Raw genomic sequence first — 23915 nt, forward strand, 5'->3', positions numbered from 1 at the left:
TTGCGTTTCCTTTTGCTTCACGACGTTGCGGCGGCGACCAGAACGATCCGGCCGCGCCAATGGGGGTGGAGTTCCTCGGCCGCGCGCCAGGCGCGTAGCCCGGTGGCACAGCAAAGAGCCAGCGTTTTGCCCTTGTTAGGGTCTGTTCTCAGTGCCTCGACCGTCATTCGGCGGGCGTCGGGGTGGATCGGCTGGACGGCTTCATCGACGCTGCGCAGATCGACGATCAGGTCATCGGCAGCCAGTTGCGACGGGGCGACAAAGGGGAAATGCCTGTCCGGATCCGGCGCGGTGTCAAAGCGGAAACCGCTGCTGGTGCAAGTTCGCCCGTCCACCTGCACCATCTGGCCCAGCGGCGAGGGATCGAGGCCCAGGATCACGCCCAGCGCCATCTGCCCCTGCATCGCGCCGATCATTGCCACGACCGGACCCAGAACGCCCGAAGTGGCGCAACTGGCCCCGCTGTCGGGCGCGTCGGGGAACACCGCGCGCAGGGACGGCGCGCCGCCGCAGAACCCGCCGACATAGCCCGACAGGCCCAGCACCGATGCGCTGATCAGCGGCTTGCCCTGCGCCAGGCAGGTATCCGACAACGTATAGCTGGCCGCGTAGCTGTCGGCGCAATCCAGAACCAGGTCGGCCTCGGCCACCAGATCGGCGGCATTTGCTGGTGTTAGAGTCTGATTCTGCGCCTCAACGGTGATCTCACTGTTCAGCGCCCGGCAGCGTTCGGTGGCGGCTTCGGCCTTGGGGCGGCCGCAATCGGCCTCGGCAAACAGCGTCTGACGGTGCAGGTTCGACAGGTCCACCGTATCGGGATCGACGATGGTCAGACGCCCAACCCCGGCCCCGGCCAGCAGCGGCAGCACGGGCGCGGCCAGCCCCCCGGCGCCGACCACCAGAACCCGCGCGCGGGCAAGGCGGTTCTGCCCCTCGACCCCGACCTCGGGCAGGATCACCTGGCGGGCGTAGCGGCTCATCGCGAGACCTCGATCCACTGCCGCACCCGCGCTTCGGGGTCGGGATTCAGGGTGATGTCGGTGACGACCGAGACGATGTCGGCCCCGGCCTGAAACACGCCCGGCGCGCGCTCGACGCTCATGCCGCCGATGCCGACCAGCGGGATGTCACCCACGCGCCGTTTCCACTCGGTCACGCGCGGCAGGCCCTGTTGGTGCCATTTCATCTTTTTCAGGATGGTCGGATAGACCGGCCCCAGCGCCACATAGTCCGGATCCATCGACAGCACGCGTTCAAGCTCGTCATCGTCATGGGTGGACACGCCCAGTTTCAGCCCGGCCTTTCGGATGGCGGGCAGATCGGCGTCGTCCAGATCCTCCTGCCCCAGATGAATCCAGTCACAGCCCGCGTCGATGGCGGCCTGCCAATAGTCGTTCACCACCAGCACCGCGCCGTGGTCCCGACACAGGGCCAGCGCGGCGGCGATTTCCGCGCGCACCACCGCGTCGGGCTGATCCTTGATGCGCAGTTGCACCAGCCTCGCGCCCAAGGGCAGCATACGCCGCAGCCAGTCGGTGTGATCGAAGATCGGATAGAAGCGGTCGAGCGTCATGACAAAAAGGCCTTTCCGATCACCGGGGTCGAGGGTTCGGCCATGTCGCGCGGCTCGATCGGGTCGGCCTGATGCGCCAATTGCCCGGCCTGCACCGCCTGCGCCATGGCCCGCGCCATTGCCACCGGGTCGCCTGCGCGGGCAACGGCGGTGTTCAGCAGCACCGCGTCATAGCCCAGCTCCATCGCGTGGGCGGCGTGGCTGGGCAGACCGATGCCCGCATCCACGACCAACGGCACGTCGGGAAACTCGGCCCGCATGGCGCGCAGGGCGTATTCGTTGTTCAGGCCCCGCCCGGACCCGATCGGCGCGCCCCAGGGCATCAGCACCTGACACCCGGCGGCCAGCAGACGCTCGGCCACGATCAGGTCTTCTGTGGTGTAGGGGAACACCTGGAACCCCTCGTCGGTCAGAATGCGCGCGGCCTCGACCAGTTGGAACACGTCGGGTTGCAGGCTGTCGGTATGGCCGATCAGTTCCAGCTTGATCCACGGCGTGTCGAACACCTCTCGTGCCATGTGGGCGGTGGTGACGGCCTCTTTGACGGTGTGACAGCCGGCGGTGTTGGGCAGGATCAGCACGCCCAGATCGCGGATCATCGACCAGAAGGCCTGCCCTGCCCCACCGGCGCCCTCGCGCCGCAGCGAGACGGTGGCGACACCCGCGCCGCTGGCCCGGAACGCCTGTTCCAGGATCGCCGGGCTGGGATATTGCGCGGTGCCCAGCATCAAAGGGTTGGGCAGTTCGGTGCCGTAAAACCTTTTCATCCTCAGCCCCCCTGCATCGGTGCGACGACCTCGACCCGGTCGCCCTCGGCCAGTTTGTGCGCGATGCGTAGGCTGGAGGGCACGAATTCCTCGTTCACCGCGGTGGCGACGCGGCCGGAAAAGCCGCATTCGGCCAGCAAGTCGCCAAGGGTTTCGGCGCGCACCTCGCGCGGCTCGCCATTAAGCACGATCTTCATCGACCATCTCCGAATGTGTGTTCTCGAGCGCCAGATCGGCCACGCCCTTGGCCAGCGCCGGGGCCAGCAGATAGCCGTGACGAAAGAGGCCATTGGCATAGATCGTCCGCCCTAGGCGACGGATGCGCGGCAGGTTGTCGGGAAAGGCCGGGCGCAGATCGACGCCGATCTCCAGCACCTCGGCCTCGCCGAAGGCCGGGTTCAGCGCATAGGCCGCGCTGAGCAGTTCCAGCATCGAGCGCGCAGTGATCCGGCTGCTGTCCTCGGATTCGATCATCGTGGCGCCCAGCATGTAGATGCCCTCGCCTCGCGGCACCACATAGAGCGGCATCCGGGGATGCAGCAGCCGCACGGGCCGGGACAGCGTCACGTCGGGGCAGCGGATCACCAGCATTTCCCCCTTCACGCCGCGCAGGTCGTGCAGGATGTCGCGCGCGTGCAGGCCCCGGCAGTCGATGGCGTTGTCCAGCCGCGACGGAGCCAGCTTGCGGTGGAATTCGACCCCCTTGTCCTGCAAGCCGCGATACAGGTCCTGCAGCGCGCGGCGGGGGTCCAGGTGGGCCTCGTCGGTGAAGAACAGGCCTTGGGAAAACCCGTGCAGATCAGGTTCTAATTCAGCGATTTTCGCTTGATCGACCTGCGTGAACCCCTCGGTCCGGCGGGCAAAGCGGCGCAGGTCGGGCAGGTCGCGCGTGTTGGCCACGACCAGCGTTCCCTGCCGCGCGACCGGGGTGCGGGCCGCCCACCAGTCGATCGCCTGCTGGCCCAGCCTCAGCACAGGTTCCTCGGCGTTTTCGTATTCGCACCACGGCGCCAGCATGCCGCCCGCCCACCAGGAACAGCCATGCGGACCGGGAGGCCCGGCGGGATCAAACACCTGTACCCGCGCGCCCCGCGCGACCAGTTCCGAGGCCACGGCCAGACCGGCAACACCGGCGCCTATGACCGACCAGACCGTCACGCCGGCCATACCCGGTGGAAATGATGCACCGGCCCGTGGCCCGAGCCGACCTGCAACTCGTCCGCGCGGGTGATCGCGCCTTGCAGGTAGTCATGCGCCTGCGCCACCGCATCGACAAGCGACAGCCCCTTGGCCAGACCGGCCGCGACGGCCGAGGACAGGGTGCATCCGGTGCCGTGGGTATTGCGCGTGTCCTGACGGGGCGCGGTGAATTCACCGATGATGCCGTTCCGGTCGATCAGCAGATCGTGGCAGGTATCGCCCTTGCCGTGCCCGCCTTTCATCAGGACAGCCCCAGCCCCCAGGGAGCACAGATCGTGGCCCTGCGCGACCATTTCCTCGGGCGTTTCGGCGACCAGCCGGTCCAGCAGACAGGCGGCCTCGGGCAGGTTCGGGGTCAGGACGGTGGCGCGGGGCAGCAGCACTTCGCGCAACGTCTGCACCGCCTCGCGCGCCAGCAGGGCATCGCCCGATTTGGCGATCATCACAGGGTCCAGCACGATTGGGCCTGCAAAGCCGGACAGGCCGTCGGCGACGGTCTGGATGATCTCGGGCGTGGCCAGCATGCCGATCTTGACCGCGCGCACGTCCAGATCGGACAGAACCGCATCGATCTGCGCGGCGATCACGTCCAGCGGAATGCCATGCACGGCGGTGACGGCCTGCGTGTTCTGCGCCGTGACGGCGGTGATGACACTGGCACCGAACACACCCAACGCCGACATCGCCTTGAGATCGGCCTGAATGCCAGCCCCTCCGCCGCTGTCGGATCCTGCGATTGTCAAAGCGATAGATGCCATGCCACCCCCATTTGTCGTCAGGGGCAATTCCGGCATGGAAAACGTCTGCATGTTTTAGACCGTTCCCTCCGCCGGTATTGCCCGGATCAGGTTCGATGGGTTGACGCGCGCGCCTCTCAGCCCCGGGCAAGGGGCACCCCAACGGTTGGCGCGGACATTCTCAAGGCTGAGGCCGAGAATCAAGGGCCAATTCCGCGCAGTTTCCGACCAAACTGGACTCAGAAACAAAAAAGGCCGGCGGTGTTCCGCCGGCCCCTGGCTGTCTGAAACGCCGGGATCAACCCTGCATCCGCTCCCAGAAGGATCTGACGGACGAGAAAAAGCTCTTGGATTCCGGGTGGTTGTCTTCGCCCAGCTCGTCGAACTCCTTCAGCAGTTCTTTCTGCCGCGCGGTCAGGTTGACCGGGGTCTCGACCGCAAGCTCGATGAACATGTCCCCGACACCGCCGCCCCGCAGCGCCGGCATGCCCTTGCCGCGCAGACGCATCTGCCGGCCCGACTGGCTGCCGGCCGGAATCTGTACGCGGCCGCGGCCACCGTCGATGGTGGGCACCTCGATCGAACCGCCCAGCGCCGCCTTGGCCATGCTGACCGGGACCCGGCAATACAGGTTCGTGCCATCCCGCTCGAACAGCTTGTGCGGCGTCACCTCGACAAAGATGTACAGATCGCCCGGAGGGCCGCCGCGCATCCCGGCCTCGCCCTCGCCAGCCAGGCGGATGCGGGTGCCGGTTTCGACACCTGCGGGAATGTTGACCGACAGCGCGCGTTCCTTCTCGACCCGGCCCGAGCCGTGGCAGGATTTGCAGGGGTTCTTGATGATCTGGCCCAGACCCGCACAGGTCGGGCAGCTGCGCTCGACGGTGAAAAAGCCCTGTTGCGCGCGGACCTTGCCCATGCCGGAACAGGTCGGGCAGGTGGTGGGCTCGACCCCGCCTTCGGCGCCGGTGCCTTCGCAGGACGAACAGGCCACGGCGGTCGGCACGTTGATGGTTTTCTGCAGCCCCGAGTAGGCCTCTTCCAACGTCACGCGCAGATTGTAGCGGAGGTCGGACCCCCGCGCAGCCCGGCGCCCACCGCCCTGACGGCCGCCCATGAAATCGCCGAACAGATCGTCGAATACGTCGGAAAAGGCGCTGGAAAAATCGCCCGAGCCAAAACCGCCGCCCGGACGCGCACCGCCGGTGCCGTTCTCGAAGGCCGCGTGACCGAACCGGTCATAGGCGGCTTTCTTGTCGGCATCGCGCAGGATGTCATAGGCCTCGTTGGCCTCTTTGAACAGCGCCTCGGCCTCGGGGTTGTCCTTGTTGCGGTCGGGATGCAGCTCTTTCGCCTTCCGGCGAAACGCCTTCTTGATCTCTTCCGCCGAAGCGCCCTTGGATACGCCGAGCACTTCGTAATAGCAGCGTTTTGACATCGGTGTTTCCTTCTGCCTCAACGTAAAACGGGCCGGCCCGGTATCCGGACCGGCCCGAACTGGCCCGGTTAGCCGTTAGGTGCGCTTGTCATCGTCCAGATCTTCGAACTCGGCATCGACGATGTCGTCATCGCCGGGGCCCGCATCGGCGGCGGCCGGTTCTTCGCTGGCCTCTTCAGACTGCGCCTTGTAGATCGCCTCGCCCAGCTTCATGGACGCTTCGGTCACGTTCTGGATGCCCGACTTGATCTTGTCGGCATTGTCCGATTCCAATTCGTCCTTGAGCGCGGCCACGGCCAGTTCGATCGCCTCGATGGTCGACGGATCGACCTTGTCGCCATGCTCCTCGATCGATTTCTCGGTCGCATGGATCAGGCTTTCGGCCTGGTTCTTGGCCTCGACCAGCTCCTTGCGCTTGCGGTCGGCCTCGGCGTTTTCCTCGGCGTCCTTGACCATCTTTTCGATGTCTTCTTCCGACAGACCGCCCGAAGCCTGGATGGTGATCTTCTGCTCTTTGCCAGTGCCTTTGTCCTTGGCCGAAACCGAGACGATGCCGTTGGCGTCGATGTCGAAGGTCACCTCGATCTGAGGCATGCCGCGCGGGGCCGGCGGGATGTCTTCAAGGTTGAACTGACCCAGCAGCTTGTTGTCGGCCGCCATTTCACGCTCACCCTGGAACACCCGGATGGTCACCGCGTTCTGGTTGTCCTCGGCGGTCGAGAAGACCTGGGACTTCTTGGTCGGGATCGTGGTGTTGCGGTCGATCAGGCGGGTGAACACGCCGCCCAGGGTTTCGATACCCAGCGACAGCGGGGTCACGTCCAGCAGAACCACGTCCTTGACGTCGCCTTGCAGAACACCAGCCTGGATGGCGGCGCCCATGGCAACCACTTCGTCGGGGTTCACGCCTTTGTGCGGCTCTTTGCCGAAGAACTTGGTCACCTCTTCGATGACCTTCGGCATCCGGGTCATACCACCGACCAGAACCACCTCGTCCACGTCGCTGGCCGAGATGCCGGCGTCTTTCAAAGCGGCCTGGCAGGGCTTCAACGACTTCTTGATCAGGTCACCGACCAGCGATTCCAGCTTGGCACGGGTCAGCTTCATGACCATGTGCAGCGGCTGGCCGTTCGAACCCATCGAGATGAACGGCTGGTTGATCTCGGTCTGGGTGGTCGAGCTGAGCTCGATCTTGGCCTTTTCTGCGGCTTCCTTCAGACGCTGCAGCGCCATCTTGTCCTGGCTCAGATCGACGCCGTGTTCCTTTTTGAACTCTTCGGCCAGGTAGTTGACGATGCGCATGTCAAAGTCTTCACCACCCAGGAAGGTGTCACCGTTGGTCGATTTGACCTCGAACAGGCCGTCGTCGATTTCCAGGATGGTCACGTCGAAGGTACCACCGCCAAGGTCATAGACCGCGATGGTCTGGCTGTCTTTCTTGTCCAGGCCATAGGCCAGCGCGGCGGCGGTCGGTTCGTTGATGATCCGCAGCACTTCCAGGCCGGCGATCTTGCCGGCGTCCTTGGTGGCCTGACGCTGAGCGTCGTTGAAATAGGCCGGAACGGTGATGACGGCCTGCGTGACTTCCTCACCCAGGTAGCTTTCGGCGGTTTCCTTCATCTTGCCCAGGATGAAGGCCGAAATCTGGCTTGGGGAGTACTTTTCGCCGCGGGCTTCGACCCATGCGTCGCCGTTGCCGCCGTCGATGATGCGATAGGGCACCATCTTCTTGTCCTTTTCGACCTCGGGGTCGTCGACGCGGCGGCCGATCAGGCGCTTGACGCCGAAAATCGTGTTTTCAGGGTTGGTGACCGCCTGGCGTTTTGCCGGCTGACCGACCAGTCGCTCGTCTTCGGTGAAGGCGACGATCGAGGGCGTGGTCCGCGCCCCTTCTGCGTTTTCGATGACCTTCGGCTGCGCGCCGTCCATGATGGCCACGCACGAGTTGGTGGTCCCGAGGTCAATCCCGATTACTTTTCCCATATTTGATCCCTTTCTTTTCAAGGCGATGTCCCGAGGCCAGAACCCGTTATGGCATCCCGGCCCCGATCTGTTGGGCGCGGCGGCACTACACCATCGCGCGTCCCGGCGTATATAAGGGCGAGGCCCGAGGCCTGCAAGCACTGTGAAATGCAGGTTTTCGGGAATCTTGGGCCTTTTTTGGCAAGGATTTCGAAAGGAATGAGGTTTCTGCCGTGACGCGCCTGAATTTACGCGGATTCGACATCAGAAAAGGCCATCTGGACGGCGCCGCCCAGCAACGGCTGATCGACGCCTTGCGCCCGGTTCTGAAAGCCGCGCCGTTGTTTCACCCCAGCACGGCCTCGGGACGCAGGATGTCGGTGCGGATGACCTCGGCCGGGCCGTTGGGCTGGGTGTCGGACGGCCGCGGATACCGATACCAGGGCGCGCACCCCAAAGGCATGCCCTGGCCGGACATCCCGCAGCCGATCCTGTCCATCTGGCACGAGGTGACCGGTCTGGACCGCGACCCGGACTGCTGCCTGATCAACTATTACGGCGAAGGCGCCAGGATGGGCCTGCACCAGGACAGGGACGAGGCCGATTTCTCGTGGCCGGTCGTATCGATCTCGCTGGGGGATGACGCGCTGTTCCGCATCGGCAACACCTCCCGCGGCGGCAAGACCGAATCCGTCTGGCTGAACTCGGGCGACGTGGTGATCATGGGCGGGCCGGCCCGGCTGGCCTATCACGGAATCGACCGGATCCGGTTCGGGTCGTCGCGTCTGCTGCCCAAGGGGGGCCGCATCAACCTGACCCTGCGCGTGGCGGCTTAGCGCCGGGCCTCCCAGCTTTTCGAGATGTGCTTGCGCGTATAGAATTCGCCCAACAGGCCGATCATCATCAGCGCGATGCCGACCCACAACGCGTATTCCCAACTGGTGTTGCGCGGAAAGTAGTTGCGAAAAATGAACCCCCGACACTGGTCGATCGCATGGAACAGCGGGTTCCAGGCAAACATCGCCAGCAAATAGCCGCCCAACGCGTTGGCCACGAACATCTTGCCGGAAAACACCATGTTCAACCGGCGGTAGACGTTGCTGAGCATCAGGGAAACCGTCGGCAGCCACGGCTTCAGCGCCATGAACACCAGCCCCACGGAACAGCCCGTGTACCAGGCCAGCACCAGCATCGCGAAGGCACCGCCGGGGTCCTGCATCTCGATCGGGTTGACCGCCACGCTGTAGACGAACAGGATCACCAGGATCGACACGATCTGCGTGTACAGCGCACCGAAAGCCGCCGCCAGCAGCAGCACCATCATGTTCATCGGCGAATGCAGCATCATCGGATTGTTGGTGCCCCCCAACGAGGCTATCGCGCCCACCGCCTTGATATGGGTCATGAACAGGAAAATGCCCGACAGCAGGTACAGGATGAATTCGCCGCGGATCTTGGCCACCCGCGGCCCCATGAAGGACATGATCAAATAGAACACGCTGGCCAGCAGCACCACCTGCACGATGTTTATCACGATGGCCAGAACGGCGTTGCTGTGCTGCGAGCGGATGTTGCGCACGACGGCGTGGAACACCAGCTCCGCCGTGGTGAAGGCGCTGCCAAGCAGGCTGCTGCTGCGCTTGTAATAGAACACTCGAACGCTCTTTCCCGGGTTTGTTCCGACAGCCTGGCACGAATTCCTTGCCGTTCCGTATCCGGCACAGCATAAGTTCGTCAGGTTTTCGGATCAACAAACCATGGAAACGGAGCATTTTTGTGACCTATGACGACCTCATCCCCGTGATCAGACGCCTGGCCCTGGAAGCGGGCGACAAGATCATGGAGATCTACGATGCCGATGATTTTGACGTGAAGGTCAAATCCGATTCCAGCCCCGTGACCGAAGCCGACGAAGCCGCCGATGCGCTGATCTCGGCCGGGCTGCGCGCCGCCTTTCCCGACATCCTGCTGGTGACCGAGGAACAGGCCGCGTCGCACAGCCAGCAGGGCGACACCTTTCTGATCGTCGATCCGCTGGACGGTACCAAGGAATTCATCAACCGGCGTGGGGATTTCACCGTGAACATCGCGCTGGTCGAAAACGGCGTGCCCACCCGCGGCGTGGTCTATGCTCCGGCCCGCGGGCGCATGTTCTACACCCTGGCCGATGGCCGCTCGGTCGAGGAAACCGGTGCCCTGGACAAGGACGAACCGGGCACTTTGACCCCGATTTCAGTCTCTGAACCGGACAATTCGGCGCTTTTGGTGGTGGCCTCGAAATCGCATCGCGATCAGGCCACGGATGACTACATCAACAAATACCAGGTCAAGGACAGCAAGTCGGCGGGCTCGTCGCTGAAATTCTGCCTTGTGGCCACGGGCGAGGCCGACCTCTACCCGCGTGTCGGCCGCACGATGGAGTGGGACACCGCCGCAGGCCACGCGGTGCTGGCCGGTGCCGGGGGCCATGTGGTGCGTTTCGACGACCACCGGCCGCTGACCTACGGCAAGGAGGGCTATGCCAACCCGTTCTTCATCGCCTATGCCCCCGGCGTCGAACTCAAGGAGGCCTGATGTCGGTTCTGATCGCGATCCCCGCCCGCTATGCCTCGACCCGCTATCCGGGCAAACCGCTGGTGCCGCTGACCGGCGCAACGGGAAAGCCCATGACCCTGATCGAAAGGTCCTGGCGCGCGGCCATGTCGGTCTCAGACGTCGACCGTGTGGTGGTGGCCACCGATGACGACCGCATCCGCACCGCGGCCGAGGGCTTTGGCGCCGAGGTGGTGATGACCTCGGAAAGCTGCGCCAACGGCACCGAACGCTGCGCCGAGGCGCATGACAGGCTGGGCGGTGGATACGAGATCGTGGTCAACCTGCAGGGCGACGCCCCCCTGACCCCGCATTGGTTCATCGAGGATCTGGTCAAGGGCCTGCGCGCCGCGCCCGAGGCCGGCGTGGCCACGCCGGTGCTGCGGTGCGACGGCGAGGCGCTGAACGGGCTGCTGAACGACCGCAGGCATGGCCGGGTGGGCGGCACCACCGCCGTCTTCGCAGCCGATCACAGCGCGCTCTATTTCTCGAAGGAAGTGATCCCTTTCACCGCCGATACCTATGCCGGGTCGGACCCGACGCCGGTGTTCCACCATGTGGGCGTCTACGCCTACCGTCCCGACGCGCTGGCCGCCTATCCGGGCTGGCCGGTCGGGCCGCTGGAACGGCTCGAGGGGCTGGAACAGCTGCGGTTCATGGAAAACGGGCGCAAGGTTCTGTGTGTCGAGGTCGAGGCCAAAGGCCGCCAGTTCTGGGAGTTGAACAATCCGCAGGACGTGGCCAAGATCGAAAGCATGATGGCCGCGATGGGGTTGGAATAGGCGCAAATTCCCCGTTCCGCGCAGGCAGCCTGGCAGCTAATCCATGACGGGCAGACATTCGGCAGGACCACGGATGACCAACATACTTGTGACCGGCGGCGCCGGATATATCGGATCTCATGCCTGCAAGGCGCTGGCGCAGGCGGGCTATGTGCCCGTGACCTATGACAATCTTGTCACCGGCTGGCAGGATGCGGTGAAATTCGGCCCGTTCGAACAGGGCGATCTGCTGGACCGCGCGCGGCTGGATCAGGTCTTTGCCAAATACCAACCGGCGGCGGTGATGCATTTCGCCGCGCTCAGCCAAGTCGGCGAAGCCATGAGTGAGCCGGGTCGGTACTGGCGCAACAACGTCACCGGATCCCTGAACCTGATCGAGGCGGCCGTGGCCGCAGGCTGCCTGGATTTCGTGTTCTCGTCCACCTGCGCGACCTATGGCGACCACGACAACGTGGTGCTGGACGAAACCACGCCGCAACACCCGCTGAACGCCTATGGCGCTTCGAAACGCGCGATCGAGGACATCCTGCGCGATTTCGAAGCCGCGCACGGGCTGAACCACGTGATCTTTCGCTATTTCAACGTGGCCGGTGCCGACCCTGACGGCGACGTGGGCGAGTTTCACCGCCCCGAGACGCATCTGGTTCCGCTGCTGTTGGACGCGATCGACGGCAAGCGCGACGCGCTGACTGTCTTTGGCACCGATTACGATACGCCCGACGGCACCTGCATCCGCGACTATGTCCATGTCTGCGACCTGGTGGATGCGCATGTGCTGGGCCTGCGCTGGTTGGAACAGGGCAAGGGCAGCCGGGTGTTCAACCTGGGCACCGGCACCGGGTTTTCGGTCAAAGAGGTGATCGCGCAGTCGCACAGCGTGACCAATCGCGAGGTGCCCTTCAATATCGGTCCGCGCCGGCCGGGCGACTGCACCAAGCTGGTGTCAGGCTCGACCCGGGCCGAGGCCGAGCTGGGCTGGCGGCCCAAACGGTCGCGGCTGGAGGTGATGATCGGCGATGCTTGGCGTTGGCATCAGAATGGCCATTACGAGAAGTGATCTTGCCATGGGCAAAGCTTCGACAACCGACGGAAACGCCCCGGGCTGGGTTCGCAGATACCGCCTGCGCCTGAAACGCAAGCGTCTGTTGTGGCGGTCCTTCCGCAGCCGCCACGCGTTGACGCCGGTTTCGGACAAGACCCGGCTGATCGCGCCCACCGACATTCTGGCCTTTACCACCCTGCGCAACGAGATCGAGCGCCTGCCCTGGTTCCTGCGCCACTATCGCCGGCTGGGGGTCGATCATTTCCTGATGGTCGACAACGGCAGCGATGACGGCTCGGTCACCTATCTGCTGAACCAGCCGGACGTGTCGCTGTGGCAAACGCAGGCCAGCTATCGCCAGGCGCGGTTCGGGCTGGACTGGCTGACCTGGTTGCAGATGCGCTATGGCCATGGCCACTGGACCCTGATGGTGGATGCCGACGAGCTGCTGATCTATGCCCATCACGACAGCCGCACCCTGCATGACCTGACCCGATGGCTGGACGGAAACGGGCAGCTGGCCTTCGACGCGCTGATGCTCGACCTTTATCCCAAGGGACCGCTGGGCAGCCAGACGCACGACCCCGACACCGACCCGACCGAAACCCTGCCCTGGTTCGACCCCGGCCCCTATCGCGTGCGGCGGCAACAGCCGCTGGGCAATCTGTGGGTGCAGGGCGGGGTGCGCGACCGGGTGTTCTTTGCCGACCGGCCCGAGCGGGCGCCGACGCTGAACAAGATCCCCCTGGTGCGGTGGAACCGCCGGTTCGCCTATGTGAATTCCTGCCACTCGGCGCTGCCCCGGCATCTGAACCATGCCTATGACGGGCCGGGCGGAGAGGCGCCTTCGGGGGTGCTGCTGCACACCAAGTTCCTGCCGCAGGTCGTCGCCAAATCGCAGGAGGAAAAGCGCAGGCGCCAGCATTTTCACGATCCTGACCAATTCGGGCCATATTATGATGGCATCATCGCCGGACCCGACCTGTGGACCGCCCGTTCCGAGCGCTTTGCGGGCTGGGCGCATCTGCAAACGTTGGGGCTGATGTCTTCGGGCGGCTGGCGCTGAAGGGGGAAGGCCGAACCCGGAAAACCCCTGTCTGACTAACGCCATTTAAATAGATTGCCTTGCAAGGTGCGAAAGTGTCATAAAACGTCATTGCCCGGCACCACTCTGGCCGCAGCCAGCCCCGGGCATGCTCGCGTAAGGAAAAAAGGTTGGGCAGTCGCGTGAGCCTTCTGGACTCTTATCGGATGAGACTGCGGCGCAAGCGCCGTCTGTTGCGTTGCGCCCGACGCCGCCGCGATCTGACACCCGTTCAGGACAAGACCCGCCAGATCCGCCCCGATGACATCCTGTTGATGAGCGTGGTGCGCAACGAAAAGATCCGCCTGCCCTGGTTCCTGTCCTACTATCGCAAGCTGGGCATCGACCACTTTCTGTTCGTGGACAATGACAGCGATGACGGCACGCTGGAATTCCTGGCGCAGCAGCCCGACGTCTCGGTCTGGCATACGGCGTCCAGCTATCGCCGGGCCACCTTCGGGATCGACTGGTCCAACCACCTGCTGCGCCGATACGCCCATGGCCATTGGGTTCTGACCGTCGACCCGGATGAGTTCTTCGTCTATCCCTTCTGCGATACGCGCCCGTTGCGCGCGCTGACCGACTGGCTGGACGGCACCGGGGTGCGCAGCTTCGGCACCATGTTGCTGGACATGTACCCCGAAGGCCCGATCCAGGACGCCCCGTATCACGAAGGTCAGGACCCGTTCGAAATCGCGCCCTGGTTCGACTCGGGCAATTATGTGATCAGCAAGAACCCCGATTACGGCAATCTCTGGATCCAGGGTGGCCCACGCGCGCGCATGTTCTTCCGGGACCGGCCGGAAAAAGCCCCGGCCCTGAACAAGATCCCGCTGGTCAGATGGGACCGGCGATATGTCTATGTCAGTTCGACCCACGCCTTGCTGCCACGTGGCCTGAACCAGGTCTATGACGAATGGGGCGGCGAAAAGGCCAGCGGTGCCCTGCTGCATGCCAAGTTGATCAACACCCTGGGCACCAAGGTGCAGGAAGAGCTGAAGCGGGGCCAGCACTATCGCGGGTCGGCGGAATACAAGGCCTATCTGGCCCAGCTGGAGAACCGGCCTGTCTTCTGGTGCAAATGGTCCGAGAAATACATCAACTGGCGCCAGCTCGAGATTCTGGGCCTGATGTCCAAGGGGAACTGGGCATGAGCAGCAGCCTGGGCATCATCATGCTGGTCCATACCGCGCTGGACCGGGCCGAACAGGTGGCCCGGCACTGGACGGCGGCAGGATGTCCGGTGGTGATCCATGTCGACCGCAAGGTCGCCCGACAGGTGCATGACGATTTCGTGTCGGCCTGCGCCGATGACCCGCTGATCGTGTTCTGTGACCGCCATGTCTGTCACTGGGGCGGCTGGGGGATCGTGGCGGCCACCCAGACGGCCGCGGAACAGATGTTGGACCGCTTCCCGGATGTGCGTCACGTCTTTCTGTCCTCGGGCGCGTGCCTGCCGCTGCGCCCGGTGCAGGACCTGATCGACTATCTGGCCGACCGGCCGCGCGTGGACTTCATCGAAAGCGCCACCACCGCCGATGTCAGCTGGACCGTGGGCGGGCTGGATGCCGAACGGTTCACGCTGCGGTTTCCGTTCTCGTGGCGCAAGCACCGCAAGCTGTTCGACCGGTTCGTCAAACTGCAACGCGCGGTCGGCTATCGGCGGCGCATCCCCGACGGGTTGGTGCCCCACATGGGCAGCCAGTGGTGGTGCCTGACCCGCCAGACGCTGTCGGCAATCCTGCAGGACCCGAAACGCCCGATTTACGATCGCTATTTCCGGCATGTTTGGATTCCGGACGAAAGCTATTTCCAGACGCTGGCGCGGCTGTATTCCACCCAGATCGAAAGCCGCTCGCTGACCCTGTCGAAATTCGACTATCAGGGCCGGCCGCACATTTTCGATGACGATCACCTGCAGCTGCTGCGCCGGTCCGACTGTTTCGTCGCCCGCAAGATCTGGCCTCAGGCCGACCGGCTGTACCGGACGTTTCTGTCCGACCAGCCCGGCGCGCTGAAACCGGCCGAACCCAATCCGGGCAAGATCGACCGGGTGTTTTCCCGCGCGGTCGAGCGTCGCACCCGCGGGCGCGACGGGCTGTACATGCAAAGCCGATTTCCCCGCCACGGCAGCGAGAACGGTCTGACCGCGTTCCCCTATTCGGTGTTTCAGGGGTTTTCCGAACTGTTCATCGATTTCGAGGACTGGCTGGCCAACACCACCGGCGCGCGGGTGCACGGCCATCTGTTCGCACCCGAGCGGGCCGAGTTCGCAGGCCGCGAAACCCTGGTCAACGGCGCGCTCAGCGACAGCGCGACTCTGCGCGACTACAACCCGACCGCCTTTCTGTCGAACCTGATCTGGAACACCCGCGGCGAGCGGCAGTGCTTTCAGTTCGGCCCGGCCGACACGCAAAAGATCAACTGGTTCCTGGCGCGGGACAAGAACGCGCAGGTTTCGGTCGTGACCGGCGCCTGGGCGGTCCCCCTGTTCCGGTCGAACCAGAATTTCGCGGAAATCCGCGCCCAGGCCGCGCGGCTGCAGAAGATCGAAAGCGAGCAGCTCGAGGTGCTCGATTCCGTCTGGACCAAGGCACGGGTGCGGATCTGGTCGATGGCGGAATTCGTCGAATCCCCGATCGAACACCTGCAGACCGTCATCGACGAGATGGGCGTGTCGCAGCCGGGCCACCTGATCGAAGCGCCCAGGATGGTCGATCTGAGCGGGTTCGGAAAATTCCTGCAGAACCTCAAGAACCAAGGCATGCACCCCTTCCTGATGGGGGATTTTCCGGTCGACGACGTGTTTGGCGGCCAGACCCGGCCTTATCACAAGCCCTATCTGGTGCAATGATCCGGAATGCCCGACCCGTTTGACCATTTCATCGTCCTGGCCGACATGCGCACCGGCTCGAACCTGCTCGAGACGCATCTGAACGCGCTGGATGGCGTGACCTGCCATGGCGAGCTGTTCAACCCGCACTTCATCGGGTATCCCAAGGAAACCCATGTTCTGGGTTTCTCCATCGACCAGCGCGACCAAGACCCCGCAGCGGTGATCCGGGCCGTGCGCACGGCACCGGGCGGCCTGCACGGATTCCGGTTTTTCCCGTCGCACGACCCGCGCGCTCTGGCGCTGGCGCTGGACGATCCGCGCTGCGCCAAGATCGTCCTGACCCGCAACCCGCTGGACAGCTACATCTCGTTGAAGATCGCCCGCGTCACCCAGCAGTGGAAGCTGACCAACGTGAAGCAGCGGCGCGATGCGTTGGTACCCTTCGATCCGCAGGAATTCGCCGACTATCTGGACCAGCGGCAGGAGCATCGCCTTGCGGTTCTGAACCACCTGCAGCGCACCGGGCAGGTTGCCTTCCACATCGGATATGACGACCTGTCCGATCTGGAGGTTCTGAACGGGCTGGCCGCCTGGCTGGGCGTGGCGGCACGGCTGGACCGGCTGTCCTCCGACCTCAAACCGCAGAATCCGGCGCCCGCCCTGTCCAAGGTTTCGAACCCCGAGGAACTGCAACAGGCGCTGCGCGACACCGATTGGTTCAACCTGCACCGCTCGCCGAATTTCGAACCGCGACGCGGCCCCGGCGTGCCCCGCTATGTCGCGGCCCCGGACACGCCGCTGATATACCTGCCGGTGCGCGGCGGACCCGAGCAGGCGGTGACCCGCTGGCTGGCCGCGCTGGACGGCTGCCCGCCCGACGGGCTGCTGACCCGGCGCAACCAGCAACAGGTGCGCCGTTGGATGAAGACGCGCCCGGGGCATCGCAAGTTCACCGTGCTGCGACACCCGCTGGCCCGCGCCCATGCGGTATTCTGCGACAAGATCCTGCCCACTGGGCCGGGCGGCTATGCCGCCATCCGGTCCACGCTGCGCAATCGGTTCAAACTGCCCCTTCCGGGGCAGCTGCGCGAACGGAATTATACGCTGGAACAGCATTATGCAGCCTTTGCCGCGTTTCTGGAGTTTCTGAAGCTGAACCTTGCAGGTCAGACCCCGATCCGGGTGGATGGGCTGTGGTGCAGCCAGGCGCAGGTGTTGGAGGGTATTTCCGCCTTTGCCCAACCCGACCTGATCCTGCGCGAGGACGAGATGGCAACCGCCCTGCCGGATCTGGCGCGCAGGTTTGGCCATGATGCACCGCCCGCGCCGCCCCCGTCAGAGCCGGATGCGCCCTATCGGCTGGAACAGATCTACGATGCCCGGCTCGAATCGCTGGCGGCCGATGCCTATCAGCGCGACTATGCCCAGTTCGGTTTCGGCGACTGGCAGCCGGTCATGGGCGCAGCGTGATGACCGTGCCGGGCTTGACCATGGCATAGATCTCTTCGATCTCGTCGTTCTTGACGGCGATGCAGCCCGCGGTCCAGTCCGGGGTCTTTTTCGCGCGCTTGAGCTCCTTGCGCAGGTTCGGCTGGCCGTGGATGAAGATGTCGCCGCCGGGATCGACCCCCATCGCCTTGGCCTTGGCGATATCCTGGGCGTTGGGGTACGAGATCCCCAACGACAGGTGGTACCGGCTGCGGGGATTGCGGCGGTCGATCAGATAGGTGCCCTCGGGGGTGCGGCCATCGCCGCGTTTGATCTTGGTGCCATCGGGGGCAAAGCCCAGGTCGACATCATATTCGCGCAGGATCCGTTCGTGATGCAGCAGATACATCTTGCGCGCGCCCTTGTTGACCACGATGGATGTCACCTCGGGGCCATCATAGGTCAGGAAACGGGGCCCCGAGGTACCGCAGGCCGAAAGGCTCAGCGTTGCCAACGCACCCAGTCCAAATGCTCGACGATCCATGATTTCACTGCCTGCTCGTTTTGGCGCATCATGCCAAAATCCGGCGAAAACGGAAATCACTTTTTGCTGTTCATATGCTCGGTCAGGCGGCGTTCGATCGACTCCAGCCGCTCGAGCACCTCGTCCCGATAGGCGTCGGTCCTGACGCCTTCCTCGGCGTGGTGGGCATCCTGCATCGAATTCACGATCAGACCCACCAGCAGGTTCACCACCGCAAAGGTCGTGACCATGATGAAGGGCACGAAGAACAGCCAGGCATAGGGATAGACCTCCATCACCGGGCGCACGATCCCCATCGACCAGCTTTCCAACGTCATGATCTGGAACAGGGTATAGGCCGACCGGCCCAGATCGCCGAACCAGTCGGGGAAGCTGTCGCCGAACAGCTTGGTCGAGATCACCGCGCCGATATAGAACAGGATCGCCATCAGCAGGAACACGCTGCCCATGCCCGGCAGCGCCTGGATGAACCCCTCGACCACCCGGCGCAGGCGCGGCGCGACCGAGATCACGCGAAGAATCCGCAGGATCCGCAACGCGCGCAGAACCGAAATTCCCGCGCCGCCGGGCACCAGGGCGATGCCGACGATCACGAAATCGAACACGTTCCAGCCGTTCAGAAAGAACCGCCCCCCGCGGGCCACCAGTTTCATCACGATCTCGGCCACGAAGATGGCCAGGCACAGGCTGTCGAGCAGCACGATCACCGGCCCGAATTTCGCCATCAGGCCGTCCGAGGTTTCCATGCCCAGCAAGACCGCGTTCACCAGGATGACGCCGGTGATGAACTGCGAAAACCGTGGGCTTTCGACAAAGGCCTGCAGGCGCTGCCGGATCGTCATGCGGAGGGTCTCCTGTCGGGTCATGGTTTCTCTGCCAGTTTGAAGCTGCCCACCAGTTCGCTGTGGGATGACCATCGAAATTGGTCAACCACTTGGACCCATTCAAGGGCATAGCCCGCCTGAACCAGAATTTTTGCATCCCGCGCAAAGGTCACAGGGTTGCAGGACACATAGGCAATGACCGGACGGCGGGCCTGGGCCAGCTCGGCCACCTGGGCCTCGGCGCCGGCGCGCGGCGGGTCCAGAACCACGGCGTCAAAACGGCGCAGCTCGTCCGGCATCAAGGGGCGGCGGAACAGGTCGCGCGCCTCGGTCGTGACCTGTTTCAATCCCGTGGACTTGCGCCAGCCCTGATCCAGCGCGCGGGTCATGTCAGCCGCGCCTTCAACGGCATGAACCTCGGCCCGTTGCGCCAGCGGCAAAGAGAACGTGCCGCAGCCCGCGAACAGATCAACCACTCGTTTGGCTGGGCCGACGATCTCCAAAACAGCCTGTGTCAGAGCCTGTTCTCCATCTTTCGTGGCCTGAAGGAAGGCCCCCGGCGGCGGGACCACCGTGGCCGGCCCGAACCGCTGTGTGGGAGGGTTGCGCATGGCGATCACCTCGCCGTCCCAGGCCAGTCGCGCCAGCCCGTGCTGCTCGGTCGCCTGCGCAAGGGCCAGTTCCATCGGGCCGTCCAGAGGCTTGCCCCCCTGCACCGCCACGTCCAGACCGGCTTCGGACAGGGTCAGGGTAACCGACAACACGCCCTTGCGGCTGCCGCCCAGTTCGGCCAGCGCCTTGGCCACGGGGATGGCGGCGGTCAGCGCCGGGTCCAGAAGCTGGCAATCCGGAATCTCGGTGATCACGTCCGAGGCGCGGCCGTGAAACCCCGCCAGCGCGCCCTTCCTGGTGCGGCGCACCGCGATGGTGGCGCGGCGACGCGACTGCGGTGGCGACGTCAGGATCGGGCGCATCTCGGCCTGCAGCCCCTGAGCGGCCAGCGCGGTACGCACCACCTCGACCTTCCAATCGGCCACGAAGGCGTCCGAGGCGTGCTGCAACTGGCAACCGCCGCAGCTTTTGTAGTGGCGGCAGGGCGGCTTGACCCGATCGTCCGACGGCGTCAGCACCTTGAAATCGGTCAGCACCGAGCCGTCCAACGCGCCGCTGACCCGCTCTCCGGGCAGCGTTCGGGGGGCATAGACCGGGCCCTCGGCGATGCCGTCGCCCTGATGCCCGAGGCGGAGAATGGTGTATTCCTGCGTCATGGCCTGCCTGATAGCCGGGCTGATGCGCCAACAAAACCCTTATTCGGCGGCCTCGGTCTGGATGAACCCGCCCGACTGACGGTGCCAGAACCGCGCATACAAGCCGCCCTGCGCCAGCAGAGTGTCATGCGGCCCGCTTTCAATGATGCGCCCGTGATCCAGAACGATGATCCGGTCCATCTCGCTGAGGGTGGACAGGCGGTGGGCGATGGCCAGAACGGTCTTGCCCTCCATCACCCGGTGCAGCGCGGTCTGGATCGCGGCCTCGACCTCGGAATCCAGCGCCGAGGTGGCCTCGTCCAGCACGAGGATCGGCGCGTCCTTCAGGATCGCGCGGGCCAAAGCGATGCGCTGACGCTGGCCGCCGCTCAGCTTGACGCCGCGCTCGCCCAGATGCGCGTCATAACCCTTGCGCCCCTGCCCGTCCTGCAGATCGAGGATGAAATCATGCGCCTCTGCCTTTTTGGCGGCGGCGATCATCTGGTCTTCGGTGGCATCTGGCCGGCCGTACAGGATGTTGTCGCGGGCCGAGCGGTTGAACATCGCGGTTTCCTGCGTGACCATGCCGATCTGGCGGCGCAGGCTGTCCTGCGTGACGCGGGCGATGTCCTGCCCGTCGATCAGAATTTGCCCATTTTCCCTGTCATAGAGCCTGAGCAGCAGCGAAACCAAGGTGGATTTTCCCGCCCCCGAGGCACCGACGATTCCCAGTTTTTCGCCCGGCTGCACCGTCAGCGTCAGGTCCGAGACTCCGCCCACGTCGCGACCATAGGCAAAGCTGACATCACAAAATTCGATCCGGCCTTCGGGCACCGTCAGCTCGGTGGCGTCCGGCGCATCCTCGACCCGGTCGGGCCGTGCCAGGGTTTTCATGCCGTTCTCGATCTCGCCCACATGGGCGTAGATCCCCATCAGGGTGAAGCTGACCCAGCCCGTCATCTGAGCGATACGGATCGAAATGGCGCCCGCCGCCACGATATCCCCGGTGGTCGCCGACCCGGCCTGCCACAGCCACAAGGTGGCGCCCAACAGCAGAACCGGCAGAAGCCCCGCCAGTGTCATCAAAATGAACCGGAAACTGGCGGACAGCTTGCCAAAGGCCAGCGACTTGTCGCGCAGCGCAACCATCGAGTCGCGGGCGGCCTGATCCTCGAACTCTGAATGCGCAAACAGCTTGACGGTCTTGATGTTGGTGATCGTGTCCACCACCTGCCCCGACACCATCGCCCGCGCCCCGGCCCGCGCGGCCGAACGTGTGCGGATCCGTGGCAGGTACCAGCGCACCAGCAGGAAATACACCGCCAGCCAAGCCACGAAGGGCAGCATGACCAGGGGGTGAATAGACCCTAACAAAAGCAAAGAGCCCACGAGCGAGGCCAAGGCAAAGACGATGGCGCTGATGGTCTCGGACACGACGGAGGTCAGCGCATTGGCCGTCTGCATCTGTTTCTGGGCGATGCGACCGGCAAAATCGTCGTCGAAATAGGTGACCGACTGCCCCAGCGTCCAGCGGTTCAGCTTGGCCAGCACCAGCGGCGGGATGTTGGGCATGACGATATAATTGTTCGACACCGAGGACAGCCCGAACAGCAGCGGCCGGATCAGCATGAAGAACGCCACGGCACCCAGAATCATCCACAGGTTTCGCGCTGTCAGAAAGTTCTCGGGGCCGCTGGCGGTCGCGACGTCGATCACCCAGCCCAGAATCCAGGCGGTTCCAGCCTCCATTGCACCTGCCAGGGCCGAAAACAGCGCAGCGGCGAACAACATGGGCCAGGCCCCTGCCAGGCACCAGCGAATGAACGCCCCCAGCCGTTGCGGCGGGGGCGTCTGGGTGGGTTCAAACGGTTTGATCAGGTCTGCGACCGTCATTCTGCTGCCTCGTCCGCGGCCTCGGGGTTCATGAAGCCGCCAGATTGGCGCGCCCAGAACTGGGCGTAAAGACCGCCCTGCTCCAGAAGATCGGCATGGGTGCCTTCCTCGACGATCCGGCCTCCGTCCATCACCAGGATGCGGTCCATCTGGGCGATGGTGCTGAGCCGGTGCGCGATGGCGATCACGGTCTTGCCCTGCATCATGCCGTACAGCGTCTCCTGGATTGCGGCTTCGACCTCGGAATCTAGGGCGGATGTGGCCTCGTCCAACAACAAGATCGGCGCGTCCTTCAGGATCACCCGCGCCAGCGTCACCCGCTGCCGCTGCCCGCCGCTCAGCTTGACGCCGCGCTCGCCCACATGGGCGTCATAGCCGGTGCGGCCCTGCGGGTCCTGCAGGTCGAGGATGAAGTCATGCGCCTCGGCCTGTTTGGCAGCGGCGATCATCTGCTCTTCGGTGGCATCGGGACGGCCATACAGGATGTTGTCGCGCACCGAGCGGTGCAGCAGCGCGCTGTCCTGCTGAACCATGCCGATATTGCGGCGCAGGCTGTCCTGGGTGACGGTTCGGATGTCCTGCCCGTCGATCAGGATCGCACCGCTTTCCACGTCGTAGAACCGCAGAAGCAGCTTGACCAAGGTCGATTTCCCGGCCCCCGAGCGCCCGATCAACCCGACCTTCTCGCCCGGCTGTATGGTCAGATTGACGTGATCAAGCCCGCCGGTCTCGCGGCCATAGTGGTGCGACAGGTCACGGATCTCGATCCGGCCCTCGGTCAGTTGCAGCGGCTTGGCGCCCGGCGCATCCAGCAGGTCGACGGGCTGGGCGATGGTCTCCATCCCTTCGGCCACGACGCCCAGCTGCCGGAAGAAGCTGGTCAGCGCCCACATGATCCAGCCGGTCATGGCATTCAGCCGCAGCGTCAGCGCGGTGGCCGCCGCCACCACCCCGACCGAGGCACTGCCCTGCATCCACAGGTAAATGGCCCAACCGACCACACCGACGATCAGCACGCCGTTCAGCGCGACCAGAACGGCATCCATGATGGTGAAGATGCGCATCTCGGTCTGGAAGGTGCGCCGGGTCTCTTCGATCGCTTCACGCGCATAGTCGAGCTCCTGCTGGGCATGGGCGAACATCTTCACAGAATGGATGTTGGTATAGCTGTCGACCACCCGGCCCGTCACCGTGGACCGCGCATCGGACGCGGCCTGCGACGCCGGCCCCACCCGCTGCACCGTCCAGCGCACCAGCAGCGCATAGAGCGCGAACCAGATCAGCAACGGCAGCAGCAGGCGCGGATCGGCGGCCATCAGCAAGATCGCCGCACCGATCAGATAGGCCAGCGAGAACGAAATCGCATCGAAAACCTGGAACACGACCTCGCCCGCGGCGGGCGGGGTCTGCATGATGCGGTTGGCGATGCGCCCGGCAAAATCATTCTCGAACCAGCCGACCGATTGGCGCAAAACGTGCTTGTGCGCCCGCCAGCGGATAAGCGTGCCGAAATTGGGCAGGATCGCATTGTTCAGCAACAGCACGTCCAGCACATGCAGGATGGGCCGCAGGAAAAGAATGAACAGCGCGACCAGAACCAGCTCGGTCCCGTGGGCCTGCCAGACTTCGGACGGCGATCCGCCCAGCAGGTCGACGACCCGGCCCATGTAATAGATCAACCCGATCTCGACCGCGGCCACGATGATCGACATCAGCGCGGCCCAGAAGAAGACGCGCCGAAAAGGGCGGGAATAATCCAGCATGAAGGGCCACAGCCGCGTCGGCGGCTTGTCTACCTCTTCATAGGCAACAAAAGGGTCTACGAGGTTTTCGAAATAGCGAAACATGGAGGTGCTCCGATTGAGCAGGAAAATTGAAAATGCGAAAGCAGATGGCGCCAAAACACCACCCGTACGGGTCAGGTGTTCCGGCTTCAGCCGAACCAGATCCCGTAATACATTCGCAG

Annotated in this window: 22 protein-coding genes and 1 riboswitch; of the genes, 8 read left to right on the plus strand and 14 right to left on the minus strand. The window is 64.4% G+C overall.

The genetic code is table 11. The features are described 5' to 3' along the window. Positions 1-17: 17 nt before the first annotated feature. From F3H26_RS00250 to dnaK, 8 genes are all read right to left on the minus strand, one after another. Positions 18-980 carry a HesA/MoeB/ThiF family protein gene (locus tag F3H26_RS00250; RefSeq protein ID WP_149774062.1) on the minus strand — a complete coding sequence of 321 codons (963 nt, stop codon included), beginning with the start codon at positions 978-980 and terminating at the stop codon, positions 18-20. Then, on the minus strand, positions 977-1573 hold the full coding sequence (locus tag F3H26_RS00255) for a thiamine phosphate synthase (RefSeq protein WP_149774063.1): 597 nt from the start codon (positions 1571-1573) through the stop codon (positions 977-979). Before F3H26_RS00255 ends, F3H26_RS00250 begins: the two co-directional genes overlap by 4 nt. Next, positions 1570-2340, minus strand: a complete 771-nt coding sequence (locus F3H26_RS00260) for a thiazole synthase (RefSeq protein WP_149774064.1) — start codon at positions 2338-2340, stop codon at positions 1570-1572. The genes F3H26_RS00255 and F3H26_RS00260 overlap by 4 nt, the downstream gene beginning before the upstream one ends. 2 nt (positions 2341-2342) lie before the next feature. Beyond that, positions 2343-2537: a sulfur carrier protein ThiS gene (gene thiS, locus F3H26_RS00265; protein WP_149774065.1), complete on the minus strand. Its 195-nt coding sequence runs from the start codon at positions 2535-2537 to the stop codon at positions 2343-2345. Further along, entirely contained in the window at positions 2521-3498 is a 978-nt protein-coding gene (locus F3H26_RS00270; protein ID WP_149774066.1) for an FAD-dependent oxidoreductase, read from the minus strand. The genes thiS and F3H26_RS00270 overlap by 17 nt, the downstream gene beginning before the upstream one ends. Next, a complete protein-coding gene (gene thiD, locus F3H26_RS00275; RefSeq protein ID WP_149774067.1) occupies positions 3495-4298 on the minus strand; it encodes a bifunctional hydroxymethylpyrimidine kinase/phosphomethylpyrimidine kinase in 804 nt (267 codons plus the stop codon). Before thiD ends, F3H26_RS00270 begins: the two co-directional genes overlap by 4 nt. A gap of 46 nt (positions 4299-4344) precedes the next feature. Continuing rightward, a riboswitch (TPP riboswitch) is annotated at positions 4345-4449 on the minus strand. Between the two features lie 126 nt (positions 4450-4575). Next, entirely contained in the window at positions 4576-5715 is a 1140-nt protein-coding gene (gene dnaJ, locus F3H26_RS00280; RefSeq protein ID WP_149774068.1) for a molecular chaperone DnaJ, read from the minus strand. A gap of 75 nt (positions 5716-5790) precedes the next feature. Further along, positions 5791-7698 carry a molecular chaperone DnaK gene (gene dnaK, locus F3H26_RS00285; protein ID WP_149774069.1) on the minus strand — a complete coding sequence of 636 codons (1908 nt, stop codon included), beginning with the start codon at positions 7696-7698 and terminating at the stop codon, positions 5791-5793. Positions 7699-7910: 212 nt separating this feature from the next. On the opposite strand from dnaK, the gene F3H26_RS00290 reads away from it, so the two are divergent. Beyond that, positions 7911-8513, plus strand: a complete 603-nt coding sequence (locus F3H26_RS00290; RefSeq protein ID WP_149774070.1) for an alpha-ketoglutarate-dependent dioxygenase AlkB family protein — start codon at positions 7911-7913, stop codon at positions 8511-8513. Here the strand turns inward: F3H26_RS00290 and F3H26_RS00295 are convergent. After that, positions 8510-9331 carry an ABC transporter permease gene (locus F3H26_RS00295; protein WP_149774071.1) on the minus strand — a complete coding sequence of 274 codons (822 nt, stop codon included), beginning with the start codon at positions 9329-9331 and terminating at the stop codon, positions 8510-8512. The genes F3H26_RS00290 and F3H26_RS00295 overlap by 4 nt on opposite strands. Positions 9332-9453: 122 nt before the next feature. Between F3H26_RS00295 and cysQ the strand changes: the two genes are divergently transcribed. From cysQ to F3H26_RS00330, 7 genes are all read left to right on the plus strand, one after another. Further along, complete coding sequence (gene cysQ / locus F3H26_RS00300) at positions 9454-10251, plus strand: 3'(2'),5'-bisphosphate nucleotidase CysQ (protein ID WP_149774072.1); 798 nt, start codon at positions 9454-9456, stop codon at positions 10249-10251. Next, the gene (locus F3H26_RS00305; RefSeq protein WP_149774073.1) at positions 10251-11051 is read left to right on the plus strand and encodes a 3-deoxy-manno-octulosonate cytidylyltransferase family protein; all 801 of its coding nucleotides are present in this window, start codon (positions 10251-10253) and stop codon (positions 11049-11051) included. The genes cysQ and F3H26_RS00305 overlap by 1 nt, the downstream gene beginning before the upstream one ends. A gap of 73 nt (positions 11052-11124) precedes the next feature. Next, positions 11125-12108 carry a UDP-glucose 4-epimerase GalE gene (gene galE, locus F3H26_RS00310; protein ID WP_149774074.1) on the plus strand — a complete coding sequence of 328 codons (984 nt, stop codon included), beginning with the start codon at positions 11125-11127 and terminating at the stop codon, positions 12106-12108. Positions 12109-12115: 7 nt separating this feature from the next. Then, complete coding sequence (locus F3H26_RS00315; protein ID WP_149774075.1) at positions 12116-13159, plus strand: glycosyltransferase family 2 protein; 1044 nt, start codon at positions 12116-12118, stop codon at positions 13157-13159. Positions 13160-13344: 185 nt separating this feature from the next. Further along, complete coding sequence (locus tag F3H26_RS00320) at positions 13345-14331, plus strand: glycosyltransferase family 2 protein (protein ID WP_149774315.1); 987 nt, start codon at positions 13345-13347, stop codon at positions 14329-14331. Next, the gene (locus F3H26_RS00325) at positions 14328-16031 is read left to right on the plus strand and encodes a DUF5927 domain-containing protein (RefSeq protein ID WP_149774076.1); all 1704 of its coding nucleotides are present in this window, start codon (positions 14328-14330) and stop codon (positions 16029-16031) included. The genes F3H26_RS00320 and F3H26_RS00325 overlap by 4 nt, the downstream gene beginning before the upstream one ends. 6 nt (positions 16032-16037) lie before the next feature. Then, positions 16038-17483 (plus strand): nodulation protein NodH, encoded by a 1446-nt coding sequence (locus F3H26_RS00330; RefSeq protein WP_149774077.1) that lies wholly within the window; start codon positions 16038-16040, stop codon positions 17481-17483. Here F3H26_RS00330 and F3H26_RS00335 read toward each other — a convergent pair. From F3H26_RS00335 to F3H26_RS00355, 5 genes are read right to left on the minus strand one after another with little or no spacing between them, the layout of a single operon-like run. Further along, positions 17467-17985, minus strand: coding sequence for a L,D-transpeptidase family protein (locus F3H26_RS00335; RefSeq protein ID WP_149774078.1), 519 nt, complete (start codon positions 17983-17985; stop codon positions 17467-17469). The genes F3H26_RS00330 and F3H26_RS00335 overlap by 17 nt on opposite strands. Before the next feature lie 56 nt (positions 17986-18041). Beyond that, positions 18042-18827: an ion transporter gene (locus tag F3H26_RS00340; protein WP_188127664.1), complete on the minus strand. Its 786-nt coding sequence runs from the start codon at positions 18825-18827 to the stop codon at positions 18042-18044. Between the two features lie 20 nt (positions 18828-18847). Next, positions 18848-20077, minus strand: coding sequence for a class I SAM-dependent RNA methyltransferase (locus F3H26_RS00345; protein ID WP_149774079.1), 1230 nt, complete (start codon positions 20075-20077; stop codon positions 18848-18850). Between the two features lie 39 nt (positions 20078-20116). Further along, on the minus strand, positions 20117-21949 hold the full coding sequence (locus F3H26_RS00350) for an ABC transporter ATP-binding protein (RefSeq protein WP_149774080.1): 1833 nt from the start codon (positions 21947-21949) through the stop codon (positions 20117-20119). After that, a complete protein-coding gene (locus F3H26_RS00355) occupies positions 21946-23796 on the minus strand; it encodes an ABC transporter ATP-binding protein (protein WP_149774081.1) in 1851 nt (616 codons plus the stop codon). Before F3H26_RS00355 ends, F3H26_RS00350 begins: the two co-directional genes overlap by 4 nt. Between the last annotated feature and the right edge of the window lie 119 nt (positions 23797-23915).

Origin of the sequence: Ruegeria intermedia (assembly GCF_900129345.1) — a bacterium.
Classification (GTDB): domain Bacteria; phylum Pseudomonadota; class Alphaproteobacteria; order Rhodobacterales; family Rhodobacteraceae; genus Ruegeria; species Ruegeria intermedia.

Excerpts from the sequence above, each read along its gene's own strand:
- F3H26_RS00335 (WP_149774078.1), bottom strand. The coding sequence starts at position 17,985 with ATGGATCGTCGAGCATTTGGACTGGGTGCGTTGGCAACGCTGAGCCTT.
- thiD (WP_149774067.1), bottom strand. The coding sequence starts at position 4,298 with ATGGCATCTATCGCTTTGACAATCGCAGGATCCGACAGCGGCGGAGGG.
- F3H26_RS00260 (WP_149774064.1), bottom strand. The coding sequence starts at position 2,340 with ATGAAAAGGTTTTACGGCACCGAACTGCCCAACCCTTTGATGCTGGGC.
- F3H26_RS00305 (WP_149774073.1), top strand. The coding sequence starts at position 10,251 with ATGTCGGTTCTGATCGCGATCCCCGCCCGCTATGCCTCGACCCGCTAT.
- thiS (WP_149774065.1), bottom strand. The coding sequence starts at position 2,537 with ATGAAGATCGTGCTTAATGGCGAGCCGCGCGAGGTGCGCGCCGAAACC.
- dnaJ (WP_149774068.1), bottom strand. The coding sequence starts at position 5,715 with ATGTCAAAACGCTGCTATTACGAAGTGCTCGGCGTATCCAAGGGCGCT.
- F3H26_RS00340 (WP_188127664.1), bottom strand. The coding sequence starts at position 18,827 with ATGACGATCCGGCAGCGCCTGCAGGCCTTTGTCGAAAGCCCACGGTTT.
- F3H26_RS00325 (WP_149774076.1), top strand. The coding sequence starts at position 14,328 with ATGAGCAGCAGCCTGGGCATCATCATGCTGGTCCATACCGCGCTGGAC.
- F3H26_RS00330 (WP_149774077.1), top strand. The coding sequence starts at position 16,038 with ATGCCCGACCCGTTTGACCATTTCATCGTCCTGGCCGACATGCGCACC.
- F3H26_RS00355 (WP_149774081.1), bottom strand. The coding sequence starts at position 23,796 with ATGTTTCGCTATTTCGAAAACCTCGTAGACCCTTTTGTTGCCTATGAA.
- F3H26_RS00345 (WP_149774079.1), bottom strand. The coding sequence starts at position 20,077 with ATGACGCAGGAATACACCATTCTCCGCCTCGGGCATCAGGGCGACGGC.
- dnaK (WP_149774069.1), bottom strand. The coding sequence starts at position 7,698 with ATGGGAAAAGTAATCGGGATTGACCTCGGGACCACCAACTCGTGCGTG.
- galE (WP_149774074.1), top strand. The coding sequence starts at position 11,125 with ATGACCAACATACTTGTGACCGGCGGCGCCGGATATATCGGATCTCAT.
- F3H26_RS00250 (WP_149774062.1), bottom strand. The coding sequence starts at position 980 with ATGAGCCGCTACGCCCGCCAGGTGATCCTGCCCGAGGTCGGGGTCGAG.
- F3H26_RS00315 (WP_149774075.1), top strand. The coding sequence starts at position 12,116 with ATGGGCAAAGCTTCGACAACCGACGGAAACGCCCCGGGCTGGGTTCGC.
- F3H26_RS00255 (WP_149774063.1), bottom strand. The coding sequence starts at position 1,573 with ATGACGCTCGACCGCTTCTATCCGATCTTCGATCACACCGACTGGCTG.
- F3H26_RS00350 (WP_149774080.1), bottom strand. The coding sequence starts at position 21,949 with ATGACGGTCGCAGACCTGATCAAACCGTTTGAACCCACCCAGACGCCC.
- F3H26_RS00320 (WP_149774315.1), top strand. The coding sequence starts at position 13,345 with ATGAGACTGCGGCGCAAGCGCCGTCTGTTGCGTTGCGCCCGACGCCGC.